Annotated in this window: 16 protein-coding genes; 9 read left to right on the top strand and 7 right to left on the bottom strand. The window is 70.4% G+C overall.

Annotated elements, in window-relative coordinates:
• Nucleotides 1–135: 135 nt before the first annotated feature.
• Nucleotides 136–450 carry a DMT family transporter gene (locus ACZ6WH_RS03780; protein ID WP_469725720.1) on the bottom strand — a complete coding sequence of 105 codons (315 nt, stop codon included), beginning with the start codon at nt 448–450 and terminating at the stop codon, nt 136–138.
• A 294-nt stretch (nt 451–744) separates the two neighbouring features.
• Here ACZ6WH_RS03780 and ACZ6WH_RS03775 point away from each other — a divergent pair, with 294 nt between their 5' ends.
• The 3 genes from ACZ6WH_RS03775 to ACZ6WH_RS03765 all read left to right on the top strand — a co-directional run bounded on the left by ACZ6WH_RS03775 (nt 745) and on the right by ACZ6WH_RS03765 (nt 3,501).
• Nucleotides 745–1,482 (top strand): GPP34 family phosphoprotein, encoded by a 738-nt coding sequence (locus ACZ6WH_RS03775; RefSeq protein WP_469725719.1) that lies wholly within the window; start codon nt 745–747, stop codon nt 1,480–1,482.
• Between the two features lie 341 nt (nt 1,483–1,823).
• Nucleotides 1,824–2,981, top strand: a complete 1,158-nt coding sequence (locus ACZ6WH_RS03770; RefSeq protein WP_469725717.1) for a selina-4(15),7(11)-diene synthase — start codon at nt 1,824–1,826, stop codon at nt 2,979–2,981.
• 109 nt (nt 2,982–3,090) lie between these two features.
• On the top strand, nt 3,091–3,501 hold the full coding sequence (locus ACZ6WH_RS03765) for a RidA family protein (RefSeq protein ID WP_469725716.1): 411 nt from the start codon (nt 3,091–3,093) through the stop codon (nt 3,499–3,501).
• Here the strand turns inward: ACZ6WH_RS03765 and ACZ6WH_RS03760 are convergent.
• Both ACZ6WH_RS03760 and ACZ6WH_RS03755 read right to left on the bottom strand, forming a co-directional pair.
• The gene (locus tag ACZ6WH_RS03760) at nt 3,456–4,445 is read right to left on the bottom strand and encodes an SDR family NAD(P)-dependent oxidoreductase (RefSeq protein WP_469725715.1); all 990 of its coding nucleotides are present in this window, start codon (nt 4,443–4,445) and stop codon (nt 3,456–3,458) included. The genes ACZ6WH_RS03765 and ACZ6WH_RS03760 overlap by 46 nt on opposite strands.
• Nucleotides 4,446–4,679: 234 nt before the next feature.
• Entirely contained in the window at nt 4,680–5,288 is a 609-nt protein-coding gene (locus ACZ6WH_RS03755; protein ID WP_469725714.1) for a TetR/AcrR family transcriptional regulator, read from the bottom strand.
• A gap of 95 nt (nt 5,289–5,383) precedes the next feature.
• On the opposite strand from ACZ6WH_RS03755, the gene ACZ6WH_RS03750 reads away from it, so the two are divergent.
• Nucleotides 5,384–5,785, top strand: coding sequence for a DUF4345 domain-containing protein (locus tag ACZ6WH_RS03750; protein WP_469725712.1), 402 nt, complete (start codon nt 5,384–5,386; stop codon nt 5,783–5,785).
• Between the two features lie 68 nt (nt 5,786–5,853).
• On the top strand, nt 5,854–6,756 hold the full coding sequence (locus ACZ6WH_RS03745) for a bifunctional helix-turn-helix transcriptional regulator/GNAT family N-acetyltransferase (protein ID WP_469725710.1): 903 nt from the start codon (nt 5,854–5,856) through the stop codon (nt 6,754–6,756).
• Here the strand turns inward: ACZ6WH_RS03745 and ACZ6WH_RS03740 are convergent.
• Complete coding sequence (locus tag ACZ6WH_RS03740) at nt 6,689–7,051, bottom strand: GrpB family protein (RefSeq protein ID WP_469725709.1); 363 nt, start codon at nt 7,049–7,051, stop codon at nt 6,689–6,691. The genes ACZ6WH_RS03745 and ACZ6WH_RS03740 overlap by 68 nt on opposite strands.
• Before the next feature lie 32 nt (nt 7,052–7,083).
• On the opposite strand from ACZ6WH_RS03740, the gene ACZ6WH_RS03735 reads away from it, so the two are divergent.
• Entirely contained in the window at nt 7,084–8,535 is a 1,452-nt protein-coding gene (locus ACZ6WH_RS03735) for a glyceraldehyde-3-phosphate dehydrogenase (protein WP_432849783.1), read from the top strand.
• Between the two features lie 188 nt (nt 8,536–8,723).
• Nucleotides 8,724–9,428 carry a restriction endonuclease gene (locus ACZ6WH_RS03730; protein ID WP_469725706.1) on the top strand — a complete coding sequence of 235 codons (705 nt, stop codon included), beginning with the start codon at nt 8,724–8,726 and terminating at the stop codon, nt 9,426–9,428.
• Nucleotides 9,429–9,434: 6 nt separating this feature from the next.
• On the opposite strand, the gene ACZ6WH_RS03725 is transcribed toward ACZ6WH_RS03730, so the two are convergent.
• The 3 genes from ACZ6WH_RS03725 to ACZ6WH_RS03715 form a co-directional block, all read right to left on the bottom strand.
• Entirely contained in the window at nt 9,435–10,529 is a 1,095-nt protein-coding gene (locus ACZ6WH_RS03725) for a M20 family metallopeptidase (RefSeq protein WP_469726255.1), read from the bottom strand.
• Nucleotides 10,530–10,641: 112 nt separating this feature from the next.
• Entirely contained in the window at nt 10,642–11,301 is a 660-nt protein-coding gene (locus tag ACZ6WH_RS03720; protein WP_469725704.1) for a GOLPH3/VPS74 family protein, read from the bottom strand.
• A 25-nt stretch (nt 11,302–11,326) separates the two neighbouring features.
• A complete protein-coding gene (locus tag ACZ6WH_RS03715) occupies nt 11,327–11,932 on the bottom strand; it encodes a TetR/AcrR family transcriptional regulator (RefSeq protein WP_469725702.1) in 606 nt (201 codons plus the stop codon).
• 133 nt (nt 11,933–12,065) lie between these two features.
• Between ACZ6WH_RS03715 and ACZ6WH_RS03710 the strand changes: the two genes are divergently transcribed.
• Both ACZ6WH_RS03710 and ACZ6WH_RS03705 read left to right on the top strand, forming a co-directional pair.
• The gene (locus ACZ6WH_RS03710; RefSeq protein ID WP_469725700.1) at nt 12,066–13,241 is read left to right on the top strand and encodes an FAD-dependent oxidoreductase; all 1,176 of its coding nucleotides are present in this window, start codon (nt 12,066–12,068) and stop codon (nt 13,239–13,241) included.
• A gap of 65 nt (nt 13,242–13,306) precedes the next feature.
• Nucleotides 13,307–15,943: an alpha-L-rhamnosidase-related protein gene (locus ACZ6WH_RS03705; RefSeq protein WP_469725698.1), complete on the top strand. Its 2,637-nt coding sequence runs from the start codon at nt 13,307–13,309 to the stop codon at nt 15,941–15,943.
• Nucleotides 15,944–15,971: the final 28 nt, after the last annotated feature.

Raw genomic sequence — 15,971 nt, 5'->3', positions numbered from 1 at the left:
CATGCAAAGGCAGGTCCGGGTATCCGGGTTTCTCGTCCGGACGGCCGACTGGATGGCGGGCCGGACGGCCTCCGGATGGCGCCCATCCCGCGCCCGGACGGATGCCGGACGGGCAAGAGGCGCGGCCCTCCTTGATCAGGGCAGCAGCTTCAGCCCGACCACCCCGCCGATGATCAGCAGCAGGCAGACCAGGCGCGCGGCCGTCGCCGGATCGCCGAGCGCCACCATCCCGTAGACGGCGGTTCCCACGGCGCCGATGCCCACCCACACACCGTAAGCAGTGCCGAGCGGAATGTGATTCACCGCGTACGACAGTCCGCCCATGCTGAGCGCGAGCGCGCCGATGAACAGGAGGGAGGGCCACAGCCGGGAGAAGTTCCTGGACGCCTCAAGGGCTGTCGCCCAGACCGTCTCCAGGACGCCCGACACGATGAGTACCACCCAGGCCATGGACCGCTCCGTTCTCCCTGCCGCCCGCGAATGATCAACATCGTTCAGTTGACCACCGCGCGCCACCGCCCGCGCGCCGGACAGCAGGAGGTCGGCGGCAGAAGGTCATGACCTGGGGCCGCCAGGGCTTGGAGCCGTCGCCGCGAGGCGCACTACTCCCCCGCCACACCCTCGCGCCGGAGTACAGTCGGCACGTAAGCGAAGCTCCTGATCAGCGCAGATCCTCATCGTCGGCCACTCGGCCACTCGGCAGCGTGTCGCCGCCGGTGCCGCGCCTCTTACACGGAGCCGTTCATGACCACACCGCGGGACTTGTTGATCGTCGCCTTCGACGTGGCTTCCGGCCATCCGGTGGACCCGGGCGACCTGTCGCTCGCCCTCGCGGGGGCCGAGTTGATCGACCTGCTCGCCGCCGAGGTGCTCGTACTGGACGGCGAGCGCATCGTGCCGAGCAGTGCGGGACACCTGGCAGACCGTCAGCTCGACGAGGCCGCTTCGCTGCTCGTTCGCCAGATGCCCTACGAGTCGGTCGACGACTGGCTGTGGCGCCGGGGCCGTGGCCTGTCAGCGGCCTATATGGCCGCCCTGGCCGAGCTGGCCATGGAGAGCCCCGAAGGGACCGCGGAACCGGGAGGGTCGCAGGGAACGGGAGGCCCGGAGGGAACGGGAGGCTCGGAGGGAGCGGGAGGAGCGGGAGGAACCGGGGCGGCAGGGGTGCCGGAGCGCGTCGCTCGGGGCCGCCGCCGCTGGCTCCCCTTCCGGCACCGCCGATCGGAGCTGGCTGCCGACTCGCCCGCTCGCCGCCACGCGGCCGATCGCCTGGCGTCCGGCGAGCCCGTACTCGCCGCCCTCGCGGCCGCCGCCGGGGTCCACGATGCGCCGGCCCCGGCGGAGGACTCCCCGAGTTTTGACAACGAAGCGATCGTGACCGTACTCGCCGCCGTCAACGGGGCGGTGACGGAACTGGAAGCCGTACGGCAGCGCCGCACCATCGAAGCAGCCGCCTTCGACAACATCTGGCGAGGCCAGTAGAGGCCGGCAGAGACCAGCGGAGGCCGAGGGAGGCCAGGAGAGCCGATCCCCGGCTTGGCGCAAAAAGGAGGAACTGGCCTATCGGCCACTTGCGTCGAGAGCACCTCTCAACGAACGGTAGTTCTAGGACTGTCGCTCAGCCCTGCCCTTCTGTGGGGAAATCTGCCGGTCAACCCCGTTTTCGTACCGGGCGGTCTGCCCAGCTTACGCGGCACTTACGCGTGACCTTTCCCCTATTGGATCAATGTGCGGTGGCGCATAATATGCGGTCTGTTGATCACACTGGGTGCCCGCGAAGCACCCCGGGGGAGTGACCGAAGCGCCTCAGGAGGGCCCGCCAGATGAGTCCGCTGATAGACCCACCGGCCAGCACCCCGACCCCCGAAATACCCCCGCTCTACGCCCCGATCCCGTCCGCCGTCCACCCTCGCCACACGGCCATCGACGCACGGACCGCTGCCTGGGCACGCCGATTCGGGGCCGGCACCCGGCTGAGCGAGCGGCTCGCCGAGCAGGACATCGGGGTCTTCGCCGCGCGCATCCTCCCTGCCGGTCGTGAGGATGTGGCGCAACTCCTGGGCGACTTCGTGCTGTGGCTGTTCCTGGTGGACGACGGCGTCATCGAGGAGGGGGAGCTCGGCAAGGCACCGGGCGCACTCACCGCCGCCCTGCAACGTCTGTTGTGGGTGGCCGAGAACCCGGAAGCCGATCTGCTGACCGATGATCCGCTGGCCGCGGGACTGCGGGACCTGCGGTCCCGAGTGGCGCAGCACGGCACGGCGGGGCAGGTCGCGCTGTGGGTCAACGCACTGCGGGAGTACGCCCTGTCGGTGGCCTGGGAGGCCGGGCACCGTGGGGCCGGCAGCGTGCCCGACCTGGAGGACTACACGCTGATGCGGCTGTACGACGGCGCCACCACCGTCGTACTGCCGCTGCTCGAAATGGGCTATGGGTACGAGCTGTCGCCCCAGGAGCGGGCGCACCCCGCGGTCCGCGCCGCGGCCCAGATGGCCTCCTTCATCATCACCTGGGACAACGACCTGCTTTCGGCGCACAAAGAAGTACAGGAGGCCGGGCAGACCGGGGGCTACTACCTCAACGTGCTGCGAGTCCTGACGCAGCATCACGGCCTGTCCCCCGCCCAGGCCGTCACCGAGGCCATCGCCCAGCGCGACCGAGTGATGGTGCATTTCCAGCGCGTGTGCACCGCCCTGGCCTCCCAGTCCGGCCCGCAGCTGCGGCAGTACCTCGACAGCCTGGGGCACTTCATACGCGCCTCGCTGGACTGGGGCATCAGCAGCCACCGTTACACCACACCGCACGATCCGGCGGCGTTGCCCCATACGTTCGCGTCGATGCCCACCGACGCGCGGGCCGAACCGCTGGACATCAGTGCCACCTCCTGGTGGTGGGACCCGCACCGCCTCCGCCTCAGCCCCTCCGCACGCCGCAACCGGCACCTCGCCGACCACGGCGCATTGCTGGCGGCCCCGGCGTAACAGCCGGTACGAGCCCCGGCGGAAGCAGCCCGGGGAAAATTGTGTCGATTGCCGAGCGCGTCTTTGGCAGGGTCGTGGACGGCCCGCCAAAGACGACAAAGGAATGCCCATGCCCCGTGCCGTGACGCTGATCCGCTCTGCCGCCCTGTCCGAGGTCGCCGAGTACGCCTACGCGGCCACCGCTCCCGCCGAGTCCCGGCTGATCTTCCTCGCCGGAGCGTGCCCGCTGAACGAGGACGGCTCCACGGCGGCCGTCGGGGACTACGCAGGCCAGGCCGCCAAGGCCGTGGCGAACATGCGGACCGCCCTGGCGGACTCCGGCGCCGCGCTGGACGACGTGATCAGCACGCGCGTGCTCGTCGCCTCACACCGGCAGGAAGACCTCGTGACGGCGTGGGAGGTGGTGCGGGACGCGTTCGGCGAGCACGACGTTCCCAGTACGTTGATGGGCGTCACCGTACTCGGCTACACGGATCAGCTCGTGGAGATCGAGGCCGTCGCCGCCGTGCTGGATTCCTGAGCCGCGAAGTGCGGCTCCGATCCGGTCAATTCGCGACTGGCCTCCCAGAGGCGCACCGCCACCGCAGTGTCCGTGTAGTGGCCCTGGACGGGTGCGAGCCGGGGGCGGCCTCGCAGGCCGAAGGCTCTCGGCTCCCACAGCTGCCCTCCCCTCACCTCCGGGTCGAGGACGGCACGCACCATGGGCCATGCACCGGCGTCCTTGCCTTGGACCAGCAGGCCGCCGGGCAGGCCGCGCAGCCGGTCTCCGACGCTCCTCTCGTGCACCGGCGGGCGCGAGGGCGTCAGGGAGTCCAGTGCACCGCCGGGATGGGCCACCACGCTCAGTACCGTGCTGCCGGCCGCCCGCAGCCGCCGGTCGAGCTCGAACGCGACGTGCATCTGGGCCAGCTTCGACCGCCCATAGGTGCGTTTCGGCCGGTAGTCGCGAGTGGACTGCAGGTCCTCCAGGTCCAGTCGCTCCGACCTGGCTGCGAAGCTGCCGACGGTCACGATGCGGCCCGCCGGCGCGGCCGACAGCAGCGGTGCCAGCCATCCGGTCAGGGCGAAGTGACCGAGGTGGTTGATGCCGAACATGAACTCGTGGCCGTCCTCGGTGACCTTCCGCGGCAGGTCGTCGAGCGCCACTCCGGCGTTGAGCACCACCGCGTCCAGGCGGTCCAGCTCCAGCGCATCGGCGGAGCCGCGCAAGGACGTCAACTCCGCCAGGTCCAACCGCAGATGGCGTAGCCGCGCACCGGGCACGCGGGCACGGATCGAGTCCATCGCGGCCCGGGCCCGGTCCGTGCTCCGGCTGCCGAGGACGACCGTGGCCCCCGCCCCGGCGAGCTGCTCCGCGACAAAATACCCGATGCCCGCGTTACCCCCGGTGACGAGGATGGTGCGCTCTTCCGCCCGCGGGAGTCGGTGGACGTCCCACTGCTGGGACCGGGATACGGACGACATGTGGCGGCTCCTCGTGTGCGGGACTGCGGAGTGCGAAGGAAAGGGAAGGCGACAGAGAGGCGGTAGCGATGGGAAGGAACGGGCAGCAAGATCTGCCCTCCCTGACCATCGCAGTGGTCGCCGACAGATTCCCTACGGCTCGGTGACCCCGCCGACAGGCCGCCGATACGGCACCGCAGTCCCGGGCACGGCATGGCCCGCGTCAGTGGAGTGATGGTCCCCGTCAGTGGAGTGTCAGTGCGGCCAGTCCGGGGCGGGGTCCTCGGCCAGGAGAGGGCGGATGGCGCCCAGTACGGCGCCGATGCATACGTCGCGCAGTTCGGCGCGGGTGCAGGTCTCCTCGGTGAGCCAGTCCACGCACAGCACCTGAACGAACACCAGCCAGCTCTTCAGTACGCCCGACACCGCCACCCGGGTGTGGTCATCGGTCAGCGCGAGCGCGCTGAGCAACCGCTCCCGCAGGGCGTCGAGTTCGCCGGCGATGATCGTCTGGATCAGGCGGTCGCCGGCCAGTACCCGGTTCGCCGCGAGCACGGTGTTGCGGTTCTCGGCGAAGTACGCGATATGGGCGTCCAGCCCCTCGGTGAGCTGCTCGACCAGGGAGTCGGCCGGGTCGAGCCGGGTCTTGGCGAGCAGCTGCTCGGCCACCTGCTGGTAGAGCGCGGCGAAAAGGTCCCGCTTGCTAGAGAAGTGGCGGTAGAGCAGCGCGCGGGAGACACCGGCGCGCTCGGCGACCTCCTCCATCAGCACTTCGTCGTACGGCTGCGCGGCGAAGAGCTGGGCGGCGACAGCAAGGAGCTGAGCACGGCGGTCGGCTGGGCTGAGGCGCTGACGAGAAGACACAGCCGCATGTTAGTTGACACGCGTCTACTAGTTGGCCGTAGCTTAGTAGACACGTGTCAACCAGACGCGACCGGCGGCGGAAGAAGGGGCGGAACATGACCAGAGGCAAGGCGCTGCGCGGGCTCGCGCTGGTGATGGGGTACGCCTGCGTGGCGATCGGGCTCTTCCACGTACTGCTCGGCAACGCCGCGATCCCGGGCGCGGGCTCGGCCGGCCCGACGATCGACAGCCTCGGGCGCTTCTTCGGCGCGATCTTCGCCGGGTACGGGCTCGCCTGGCTCTGGGCGGCACGGCAGTCACCGATCCCCGCGACGGCGGTGCGATGGCTGGCCGGAGTGTTTGCGCTGGGCGCGATCGGGCGCCTGCTGTCGCTTGCCGTGCACGGATGGCCGCACTGGTTCCAGGTGGCATTGACGGTCATCGAACTGGTGCTGCCGCCCCTGTTCTTCTGGCTGGCGAACGCCGAGGAGGGGGCGCAGGAGAGGGCAGGGCGGTGAGGGCGGGCCCCCGCGCGCCGGCCACCGACTTTTACCCCGTCACCATTACCTGACTAAGGTCAGAGAATATGACGGAACAAGTAGAGCAGGTACGACGCTTCAACCGGACGGTCGCCGAGCGGGTGGGAGTGCTGCACGACCACTATCTGGGCGGTGCTCGCCCCTACGGCCAGGCGCGGCTGCTCTGGGAGATCGACGACGAGGGCACGCACGACGTCCGCGGCGTACGGGCCCGGCTCGGCCTCGACTCCGGCTACGTGAGCCGACTGCTGCGTGCGCTGGAGCGCGACGGTCTCATCGCCGTCGAGCCCCACCCCCGCGATCGACGGGTACGCACCGTACGGCTGACCGAGGCCGGGCGGGCGGAACGCGCCCTCCTCGACGACCGCAGCGACGCGCTCGCCGCATCGCTCCTCGCCCCGCTCGACGCCCGGCAGCGGGACCGGCTGACCTCGGCCATGGCGGAGGTCGAGCGGCTGCTGACCGCCTCGGTGGTCTCCGTGGAAGCGCTCGACCCCGGCCACCCGGACGCCGCACACTGCCTGCGGTCCTACGCCACCGAGCTGCAAGAGCTCTTCGACGGCGGCTTCGACCCGGCAGGCAGCCTGCTGCCCGACCCGGGCGAGCTGCGCCCGCCTCGCGGTCTGTTCCTCGTCGCCCGGCTGCATGGCGAGCCGGTGGGCTGCGCGGGGCTGAAGCTGCCCGCCGGAGCGCCGGCCGAGATCAAGCGACTGTGGGTCTCTCCCCGCGCCCGAGGGCTCGGCCTGGCCCGGCGCCTCCTGTCCGAGCTGGAGGAACGCGCCGCCCAGCACGGCAGCGACCTGGTGCGGCTCGACACCAACAAGGCCCTGGAAGCGGCCACGCGCCTCTACCGCTCCAGCGGGTACACCGAGGTCCCCGCCTTCAACGACGAGCCCTACGCGCACCACTGGTTCGAAAAGCCGCTCGCCCCTGGAACACGGCAGAAGTAGACGCCGGAGGCAGGATGCGTGTCCTCCGGCCGTCGGCGGCACGGACGTACAGCAGTCGGTCGGTCATGCCGTTGCGGTGCCGCCGGTAGCCCAGGTCCGCCAGTGCGCCGTACCCGGCTTCCCGGGCCGCCACCACGGCGAGATCGTCAGCTGCCGCCATCAGGTCGATGACGGGCTTGGCCGCCAGCCCCGGCACCGCCCTGTGGCCCCCCGGCTCCCGCGCGGCCGCGATGACCAGCCACCCCGCCTCTCGCGCGGGACCGGCGTGATGATCAAATCGGGGTCGGGTTACCATATGAGCACCGCCTAGCTCGAAAGATAAATCCTGTGACTGTCAACGATGACTCGTTCACCAACTGGAAGACTCGCGAGGAGATCGCGGAGTCGATGATCCCGATCATCGGGAAGCTGCAGAGGGAGCGGGACGTCACCGTCCTGCTCCACAGCCGCTCCTTGGTGAACAAGTCGGTGGTCAGCATCCTCAAGACGCACCGATTCGCCCGGCAGATCGCGGGTGTGGAACTGTCGGTCACCGAGACGATGCCGTTCCTGCAGGCTCTCACCACGCTCGATCTCGGCCCTTCGCAGATCGACCTCGCGCGGCTCGCCGAGACCTACAAGGCCGACGACCGGGGCCTGTCCGTCGAGCAGTTCACCGCCGAGGCAGTCGCCGGGGCCACCGGCGCCAACAAGATCGAGCGCGGCGAGGGCCGTGACGTCGTCCTGTACGGCTTCGGCCGCATCGGCCGCCTGGTCGCCCGCCTCCTGATCGAGAAGGCCGGCTCCGGCAACGGCCTGCGGCTGCGCGCCATCGTCGTGCGCGGCGGCGGCGACCAGGACCTCGTCAAGCGCGCCTCGCTGCTGCGCCGCGACTCGATCCACGGCCAGTTCCAGGGCACGATCACGGTCGACGAGGAGAACGGCGCGATCGTCGCCAACGGCAACACCATCAAGGTGATCTACGCCAACGATCCCTCCGAGATCGACTACACGGCGTACGGCATCAACGACGCCATCCTCATCGACAACACCGGCAAGTGGCGCGACCGCGAGGGCCTGTCCCAGCACCTGCGCCCCGGCATCGACAAGGTCGTCCTGACCGCGCCCGGCAAGGGCGACGTGCCCAACATCGTGCACGGCGTCAACCACGACACCGTCAAGCCGGACGAGCGCGTCCTGTCCTGCGCCTCCTGCACCACCAACGCGATCGTGCCGCCGCTGAAGGCGATGGACGACGAGTTCGGTGTGGAGCGCGGGCACGTGGAGACCGTCCACTCGTTCACCAACGACCAGAACCTGCTGGACAACTACCACAAGGCCGACCGCCGCGGCCGCTCCGCGCCGCTGAACATGGTGATCACCGAGACCGGTGCCGCCTCGGCCGTCGCCAAGGCCCTGCCGGACCTCAAGGCGCCGATCACGGGCAGCTCGATCCGGGTGCCGGTCCCGGACGTCTCGATCGCGATCCTCAGCCTGCGCCTGGGCCGCGAGACCACCCGCGACGAGGTCCTCGACTACCTGCGCGACGTCTCGCTCAACTCGCCGCTGAAGCGCCAGATCGACTTCACCACGGCCCCCGACGCCGTCTCGATGGACTTCGTCGGCTCGCGCCACGCCTCGATCGTCGACGCGGGTGCCACCAAGGTCGACGGTGACAACGCGATCCTCTACCTCTGGTACGACAACGAGTTCGGCTACTCGTGCCAGGTCATCCGCGTCGTCCAGCACGTCTCCGGGGTGGAGTACCCGACCTACCCGGCGCCGGCCCCGGTGGCCTGACGCCCGGCCCACTCCGTACGGCGGCCCCAACGGCTGATCCGGGGCCGCCGACCTGGGGACACAGCAGGTGACGAGGGCGGGCAGCCCGAACACCGGGCGTTCCACGGGCAACTGAAAGTGCAGCAGTAACTCGGCTGATCCAGGGCACTTGAAGAAAACGATCTTCGCCCAGCCCTGGAGAGCGCCTCATGGTCACACCGATTCGCCGGCCCCGCCCCGTCACCCGCCGCCCTGCCTTCAGCCTGCGCCAGCTCACCGTCTGCTTCGGGCTGATCGCCATCGGCATCGTCGGGATCGGCCTGATGCTGAGAACGGGCCTGGACGGTGCGGCTCGCCATCCTGTGGCGAGCCTCGTCGTGGTGTTGCTGATCGCGGCGCTGGTCTTCGGGGTCCTGCGCTTCCGTCCTCGCGGAGGGAGCGTCCGTCACACGGGCGCATCGGGCGAACAGGGTCTCACGGTGGACGAGTCCGAAGTCGGATTCGGAGCTGAAGCCGAAGAAGCCGGGCGCGTGTTGGACTACGCGGCCATGGGGGCCGAGGAGTTCGAGAGCGCGGTGGCCGCGCTGTGCGAACGGGACGGCTGCTTCGACGTCCAGGTCGTCGGCGGCGCCCACGACCTCGGTGCGGACATCGTGGGCAGGGCGCCCGACGGCCGCACCGTGGTCATCCAGTGCAAGCGCTACGCCGAGACCCACAGGGTCGGCTCGCAGGATCTCCAGCGCTTCGGCGGCACCTGCTACACCGTCCACGGTGCGGATGTCGCGGCGCTCGTCACCACCAGTACGTTCACCGATCCCGCCCTGGAGTACGCCGAACAGTGCGGCATCCTCTGCTTCAGTGGCACGGAACTGATCGACTGGTCCGCCGGCGACGGGCCCGCGCCGTGGAGCTGACGGTGGTCAGGCGTGTGCGATCGCGTCCACCAGACCGGCGATGAGCTGCGCCCGCTCGGTCATGGCCGCGACCACCAGGTACTCGTGGTCGGCGTGTGCACCGCCACCGACCGCACCCAGGCCGTCGAGCGTCGGCACGCCCAGGGCGGCCGTGAAGTTTCCGTCGCTGCCGCCGCCGACCGCCTTGCCCGTCAGGCCGGGTACGAGCCGCTGAGCCACGGCGAACAGGTCGGCCGACGCCGACTCGGGCATCGGAGGACGGCCGACGGACCCCTGTACCGCGATCTTCGCCTCGGGGAGGTGCGGAGCCAGTGCCGCGAAGGCCGTCTCGATGCGGTTCTTCTCGTCCGCCGACTCGACCCGGACGTCGACGGTGATGGTGGCCTCCGCCGGTACGACGTTGTCCAGGGTGCCTGCGGAGGCGACGGTCGGGGTCACCGTCGTGCCGATGTCAGGGCGGCCGAGTGCCGCGATGTCCAATACCTGGTGTGCCGCCTCGACCAGGGCGTTGACCCCGGCCGCCGGCTCCAGCCCGGCGTGCGAAGCGCGGCCCGTGATGGTCACCTGGAACGTGCCGCAGCCCTTGCGGCCGGTCTTCAGGCCACCGTCGTCGGCCGCGCCCTCGGCCACGAGCACCGCGCCGCACGCGAGCGCGCGTTCTTCGATGAGCGCACGCGAGGCGTGGGACCCGACCTCCTCGTCGGCGGTCACCAGGACCTCGACACCGGACCGGTCGTCGAGCGACGCCACACCGTGAACGGCCTGCACCAGGCCGCCCAGCATGTCGAAGACACCGGGCCCGGTCGCGTGGCCGCCCTCGACCTTGAACGGGCGACGGGCGAGAGTGCCGAGCGGAAACACCGTGTCGTGGTGTCCGAGGATCAGCACCTTGGGGTCGCCGCCACCCGACCAGTGGATGTGGGGACCGGCCTCGCTCGCCACGAGGCGGGCCCGGCCGCCGAGGCGGTCCTCGATGAATGCGGCGACTGCGTTCGCCGATGCCGTCAGGGCGTCGATGTCGCGCGACGGAGACTCGATCTCGACGAGTGTCCTCAGGTCCTCAAGCATGGCGTCGACACTCACATCGACGGTCTTGTGCATGGTCACGCGGCCAGCGTACTCGGTACGTCGCACGCCGTACGTTGCATACCGCGCACCACAAGGCACAACGGCCGCGACGCCCGTCCCACCCCTCGACCCCCCGGCCGCATCCTCAACCCCCGCTGCCGGCCGCGGCCTTGTCCGAGGAGATCTGCTTGCGGACCGCCTCGGCGAACCACTGTTCGCGGACGAGGGGTTTCAGTTCGCGGCGTACGCGCCAGGGGACGCCCAGGCGCGTGGCCAGCTCCGTAGCCAGCAGCAGTCCGACGAGGGCGCGGGAACGGCGGTCGGGGACACCCTGCTCCAGGGCGTCGTGGAAGGAGGCGAGTACCTGCTCGTGCAGCGGTCGGTCGACCACGTGATAGCGCCGGCTGGGGAACAGACCGAGCGCGCGTTGTTCCGCCACCCGGATCGCGCCGCGGTCGGCGAGGGCAGCGGCGGCGAGGTGTTCCGCCTGCTTTCCGTACCGACGGAGCCAGGCCTGCAGACGCTCGCCCTTCCCCTTCCCGTTGGCTCCGCCCGCCGGGCCGGCGGCGAGGTCGCCCAGCACCTGATCCAGCAGCGGCTGACCGACCGGCAAGGGACGCAGGACCACGAACCGTCCCCGCTCCTCGGCCACACTGCCGTATCCCTCCAGCTCCGCGAGCGCCGCCGCTGCCAGGCCGTAGCGGAGGTAGGCGGACTGGCCCCGGGGCCGGGAGCGGGTGGGGTCGAGGGCCAGGAGCAGCAGTTCCTCGGCCATCGTCAGGCGGGGCGGCGGAATCGTGGTCATGGCGGGGAGGACGCCGTCGCGGCGATCAGCGGTTGCCCACCGGGAGCTGCGCCCAGCCCCGTTCCAGCAGGGCGAAGGCCTCTTCGGCGGCGCGCTGCGGGTCGGCGTGGCGCCAGGCGAGAGAGGGCACCTCCAGGGCGAATCGCGCCAGCGCGGTGCAGGCGACGTCGTCCTCGGGGGCGCCGGCCTCTTGGGCGATGGCCCGCGCGAGGTCCGTTTCGTGGCGCGTCCACAGGTGGTGGGCGTACTCGGCGAGGGCCGGCGTCTCCTCCACCAGTCGCAGGAAGGTGGCGAGCTGCGCTTCGTCGGCGGTCTTCGCCGTCACGGAGTACGGCCCGGGCGTGGTGCGGACGTACTCGCACAGCGCCTGCGGGATGGAGCGGCCGGGCGCGCGGTCGCGTACGGCGCCGACGAGCGCTTCGCGGAAGTCGTCGTCCCGGTCGAAGACCAGCGCTTCCTTGCAGGGGAAGTGCTTGAACAGCGTCGTCACCGACACGTCGGCGGCATCGGCGACGTCCTTGACGCCGACCTGGTCGTAGCCGCGGTCGAGGAAGAGGCGGAGCGCCGCGTCGGCCAGTGACTGGCGGGTCTGGGCCTTTTTGCGCTCACGGCGTCCGATCGGTTCGTTCACCGGCACACCGTACCTCAGGGTTGATTCACTATAAAAGTTTAGTGATTGCACTTTCTTAGTCAGTGTGCTTTTTTGGTGGGGCGAGGCCCACGCCCCGCCTACGCCTGCACCCCACACACCGCTGGAGTGGCACATGAGAGACACCACCCCCCGTCCGCACATCGCGATCGTCGGCGCCGGCCCCGGCGGCCTGCTCTGCGCCCGCATCCTCCAGATGAACGGTCAGCGCGTCACCGTCTTCGAGCGCGAGCCCGCACCCGACGCCCGCGCGCAGGGCGGCACCCTCGACATACATGACGACACCGGCCAACTCGCGCTGCGTGACGCCGGGTTGCTCGACAAATTCCATGCGCTCGCCCGCGCCGAGGGGCAGGAATGGCGGGTGCTCGATCCCCGTACGGCGGCCCTCACCGCACACCAACTGCCCGACGACGGCGAGGCCGACCGGCCGGAGATCGACCGTGGCCTGTTGCGCCGTCTGCTGCTGGATTCCCTCGCCCCCGGCACCGTCCGGTGGGGGTGCCCCGTCGATGGCGTCGTGCCGCTCGGCGACGGCACCGGCCGCCTGCGTCTGAGCGATGCCACCGAACTGGACTTCGACCTGGTCATCGGTGCCGACGGCGCGTGGTCGCGGGTGCGCCCGGCCCTGTCCGACGCCGTGCCCGCGTACACCGGGATCACCTTCGTCGGGACAGGGCTGAGTGACGTGGGCGCCCGCCATCCGGACGTGGCGCGCCTGGTCGGCCACGGCACCATGATGGCGCGGGCCGACGAGAAGGGGCTGATCACTCAGCGCACGAGCAGTGGCCGTCTCGATGTGGTCGCCGCTTTCCGCGCCCCGCGGGACTGGTACACGTCCGCGGGAGTGGGGCTGGAAGACACGGCAGCCGTACGGGCGCACCTCCTGGAGCGGTTCGACGGCTGGCACGACAGCCTGCTCGCGCTCCTGCGGGACAACGACGAGGGGTTCGTGGACCGCCCGCTCTTCGCCCTGCCCGTGCCGCACACCTGGCACCACGTTCCCGGCGTCACGCTGCTCGGCGACGCCGCGCACCTCATGCCCCCGCTCGGCGTGGGCGCCAACCTCGCCATCCTCGACGGCGCCGACCTGGCCAAGGCCATCGTCCGGGAAGCCACGCTCGACGACGGGGTCCGTGCCTACGAGAGCGTGATGCTGCCGCGCTCCGTGGACATCGCCAAACAGTGCGTGGAGGGGCTGGCGGATTTCCTCCCCAAGGGTTCGGGAGTTGAAGCCGGAGGTCCCATGATGGCCACGAGAACCCTTGACGGGCCTGCGAAGGAGGGCTAACTTCGCCGAAATTCTCGTAGGGGAATGATCCACCAACCTCTCCCCTCTATTCAAAAGGTGAATACATGGTGCGTGGGCGAAGGCGTACGAGAACGGGACCGATCGGCGGTGGGCTGATCGCCCTGGCCGTGCTGGCGTCCTCCGGTGTCCTCGTGTCCCCGGCCGGCGCGGCGGTGCCGGAGGGCCGGGCCGGCTCGATGGCCGGCGGTGGCGGTGCCGAGGGGTGCGGGGAGATCGGGGACAGCGGGCGGTTCGCGGGCGGGACCGGGACGGCGGCGCTCACGATCGTCGATGTCGCCGGTTCGGGGGACGACTGCCTGCGGACGTACCAGCTGGTCGGCTCGGTGGCGACGAAGGAGACGGAAGAGGGGCGGACCGAGCGGACGTTCCGTGAGCGGGCGGACCGGCCGGCACTGCGGTCCGGTTCGGTGTTGCTGGACGGGCTGTACGCGATGGCGCACGACGAGGCGGCGCAGAACGCGACCGACCGGCTCACCGACGGTTCGTACAACAACGGCAAGCCGGTCGCCTGCCCGGGCGGCTGCTACATCACCGGCAAGTCGTGGACGTACGTGTGGACGCGCGATGTCTCCTACTCGGCGGATCTGGGGCTGACGGCCGCCGATCCGGAGCGGATGCGCAACACGCTCGCGTTCAAGCTCAGCGACCGCCGGGACGGTTCCGGGGACACGCAGATCATCCAGGACACCGGTACCGGCGGCAGCTATCCGAGCTCCACCGACCGGGTGGTGTGGGCGCTGGGCGCGAGCGAGATCCTGGACTGGCTCCCGGACGCGGACGGCGAACGCACCGCCTTCGCGGCGAAGGCGTACGACGCCATCCGCAACACCGTCGAGCACGACCGCAAGGTCGTCCACGACCCGTCGGAAGGGCTCTACAAGGGCGAGCACTCCTTCCTCGACTGGCGCGAGCAGAGCTATCCGGACTGGACGAAGGACGATGTGGCCACCATCGCCACCTCTCGTTCGCTGTCGACCAACGTCGCCCACTGGGTGGCCATCGATGCCGCGGCGCGCCTCGCGGCCGGTGCGGGCGATGCCGCGGCCGCAGCGAAGTACCGCGGTTGGGCCGGCCGGCTCGCCTCGGCGATCCGGAGCGAGTTCTGGCTGCCGGAGCGGGGACAGTTCTCCCAGATGCTCACCACCGAGCTCGACACCGCGCCGGCCGACCGGTACGACGCGCTGGGGACCTCGCTGGCCGTGCTCACCGGTGTCGCCACCCCGCGGCAGGCCCGGGAGGCCGTCGCCAACTACCCGCAGACGCCGTACGGGCCGTCCGTGCTGTGGCCGCAGCAGCAGGGCGTACCGGCGTACCACAACAACGGCATCTGGCCCTTCGTCACCGCGTACCTGATGCGCGCGGCCGCGAAGACGGGGAACGACGGGGTGGCCGCGGTCCAGGCGCGGTCGCTGGTGCGCGGAGCCGCGCTCTTCGGCACGAACAAGGAGAACATCAACCTCCTGGACGGCGGCACCAAGACGGAGATCAATTCCGACCGGCAGCTGTGGAGCATCTCGGGAATGCTGTCGATGGTGCAGCAGAGTCTCTTCGGCATGGACGCGCGGCCGGACGGGCTGCATGTGCGCCCTTTCCTGCCGGCACAGGTGCGCAACCAGTACTTCCGCGGCAGTGGCCGGGCCGCGCTGCGGAACGTGAACTACCGCGGGCACCGGCTGGACATCGCGCTCGACCTGCCGAAGGGCACCGCTGCGGAGGGTGCCTACCGGGTCAGGTCGCTGCAGGTGAACGGGAAGCGGCTGCCCTCCGGCGCTCCGATCACCGAGAAGATGCTCGGCGCGAGCACCTCGAAGGTCGTGATCGAGCTGGGTCCGCCGCGGGCGGGTTCCGCGACGCCTGCTCCCGAGCCGGTGAACACCGCCTCGAAGGAGGCGCTGTACGGGCCGAGGACGCCGGCCGTGCACGGCGTCGAGGCCGACGGAGACGGCCGGATGCGGCTGTCCGTGGACATCGGTACGGAAGACGCTTCCCGCGTGACCATGGACGTGCTGCGGGACGGCAAGGTGATCGCCGAGGACCGGCCCGTCACCGGCGGAACGCAGAACTGGACCGATCGCAGCGCCACGGATGCGGCTGACGTCTCGCACTGCTACAGCGTCCGGCTGCGCTACACCTCCAGCGGCAACACGTCGCAGCACGCGGAACCGCGGTGTTACCGAGGGCCGGACGACGAGCGGGTCATCAAGGTCACCGGCGCGGACTTCGATGTCGTCGGCGGGCGCCGGGCCCACGGTGAGCACGGTGTGTACTACGCGGACTGGGGCACCGCACCGGGCGACCGGATCACGGCCCGCATCCGGCCCGAGGCCAGTGGTGAGTACCTGCTGCAGGCGAACGCGGCGGTGGGCGGCGCGATCAACACCGGGGTGGCCGGCGGTATGAAGATGCTGCGGGTCATCGACGACGCCACGGACCGCGCGGTCGCCGAGCATGTCATCGCCCTGCCCAACACCGGGAGCTGGACCGCCGTACGCGGCTCCACCTACGCCGCGGCGCGGCTGCGCGAAGGGAGGACGTACCGCGTCGAGCTCGTCCAGGATCCACTGGCGGTCAACATGAGCTACTTCTCCGCCAACGCGCTCTACAACGACACGCGGAGCGGGCCGTCCAACTACAGCGACGTGTACGCCATCAAGGCGATGCTCAAGCGGCGCACTCGATAGGACGGGGCAGCCGGTTCCCTCGTGCCGA

This window comes from Streptomyces sp. NPDC050806, assembly GCF_055586425.1.
Note: the sequence above shows the minus strand (reverse complement) of the source record. Positions and strands in the feature narration are given on the sequence as shown.

Excerpts from the sequence above, each read along its gene's own strand:
- ACZ6WH_RS03780 (WP_469725720.1), bottom strand. The coding sequence starts at position 450 with ATGGCCTGGGTGGTACTCATCGTGTCGGGCGTCCTGGAGACGGTCTGG.
- ACZ6WH_RS03775 (WP_469725719.1), top strand. The coding sequence starts at position 745 with ATGACCACACCGCGGGACTTGTTGATCGTCGCCTTCGACGTGGCTTCC.
- ACZ6WH_RS03770 (WP_469725717.1), top strand. The coding sequence starts at position 1,824 with ATGAGTCCGCTGATAGACCCACCGGCCAGCACCCCGACCCCCGAAATA.
- ACZ6WH_RS03765 (WP_469725716.1), top strand. The coding sequence starts at position 3,091 with ATGCCCCGTGCCGTGACGCTGATCCGCTCTGCCGCCCTGTCCGAGGTC.
- ACZ6WH_RS03760 (WP_469725715.1), bottom strand. The coding sequence starts at position 4,445 with ATGTCGTCCGTATCCCGGTCCCAGCAGTGGGACGTCCACCGACTCCCG.
- ACZ6WH_RS03750 (WP_469725712.1), top strand. The coding sequence starts at position 5,384 with ATGACCAGAGGCAAGGCGCTGCGCGGGCTCGCGCTGGTGATGGGGTAC.
- ACZ6WH_RS03745 (WP_469725710.1), top strand. The coding sequence starts at position 5,854 with ATGACGGAACAAGTAGAGCAGGTACGACGCTTCAACCGGACGGTCGCC.
- ACZ6WH_RS03740 (WP_469725709.1), bottom strand. The coding sequence starts at position 7,051 with ATGGTAACCCGACCCCGATTTGATCATCACGCCGGTCCCGCGCGAGAG.
- ACZ6WH_RS03730 (WP_469725706.1), top strand. The coding sequence starts at position 8,724 with ATGGTCACACCGATTCGCCGGCCCCGCCCCGTCACCCGCCGCCCTGCC.
- ACZ6WH_RS03725 (WP_469726255.1), bottom strand. The coding sequence starts at position 10,529 with ATGCACAAGACCGTCGATGTGAGTGTCGACGCCATGCTTGAGGACCTG.
- ACZ6WH_RS03720 (WP_469725704.1), bottom strand. The coding sequence starts at position 11,301 with ATGACCACGATTCCGCCGCCCCGCCTGACGATGGCCGAGGAACTGCTG.
- ACZ6WH_RS03710 (WP_469725700.1), top strand. The coding sequence starts at position 12,066 with ATGAGAGACACCACCCCCCGTCCGCACATCGCGATCGTCGGCGCCGGC.
- ACZ6WH_RS03705 (WP_469725698.1), top strand. The coding sequence starts at position 13,307 with ATGGTGCGTGGGCGAAGGCGTACGAGAACGGGACCGATCGGCGGTGGG.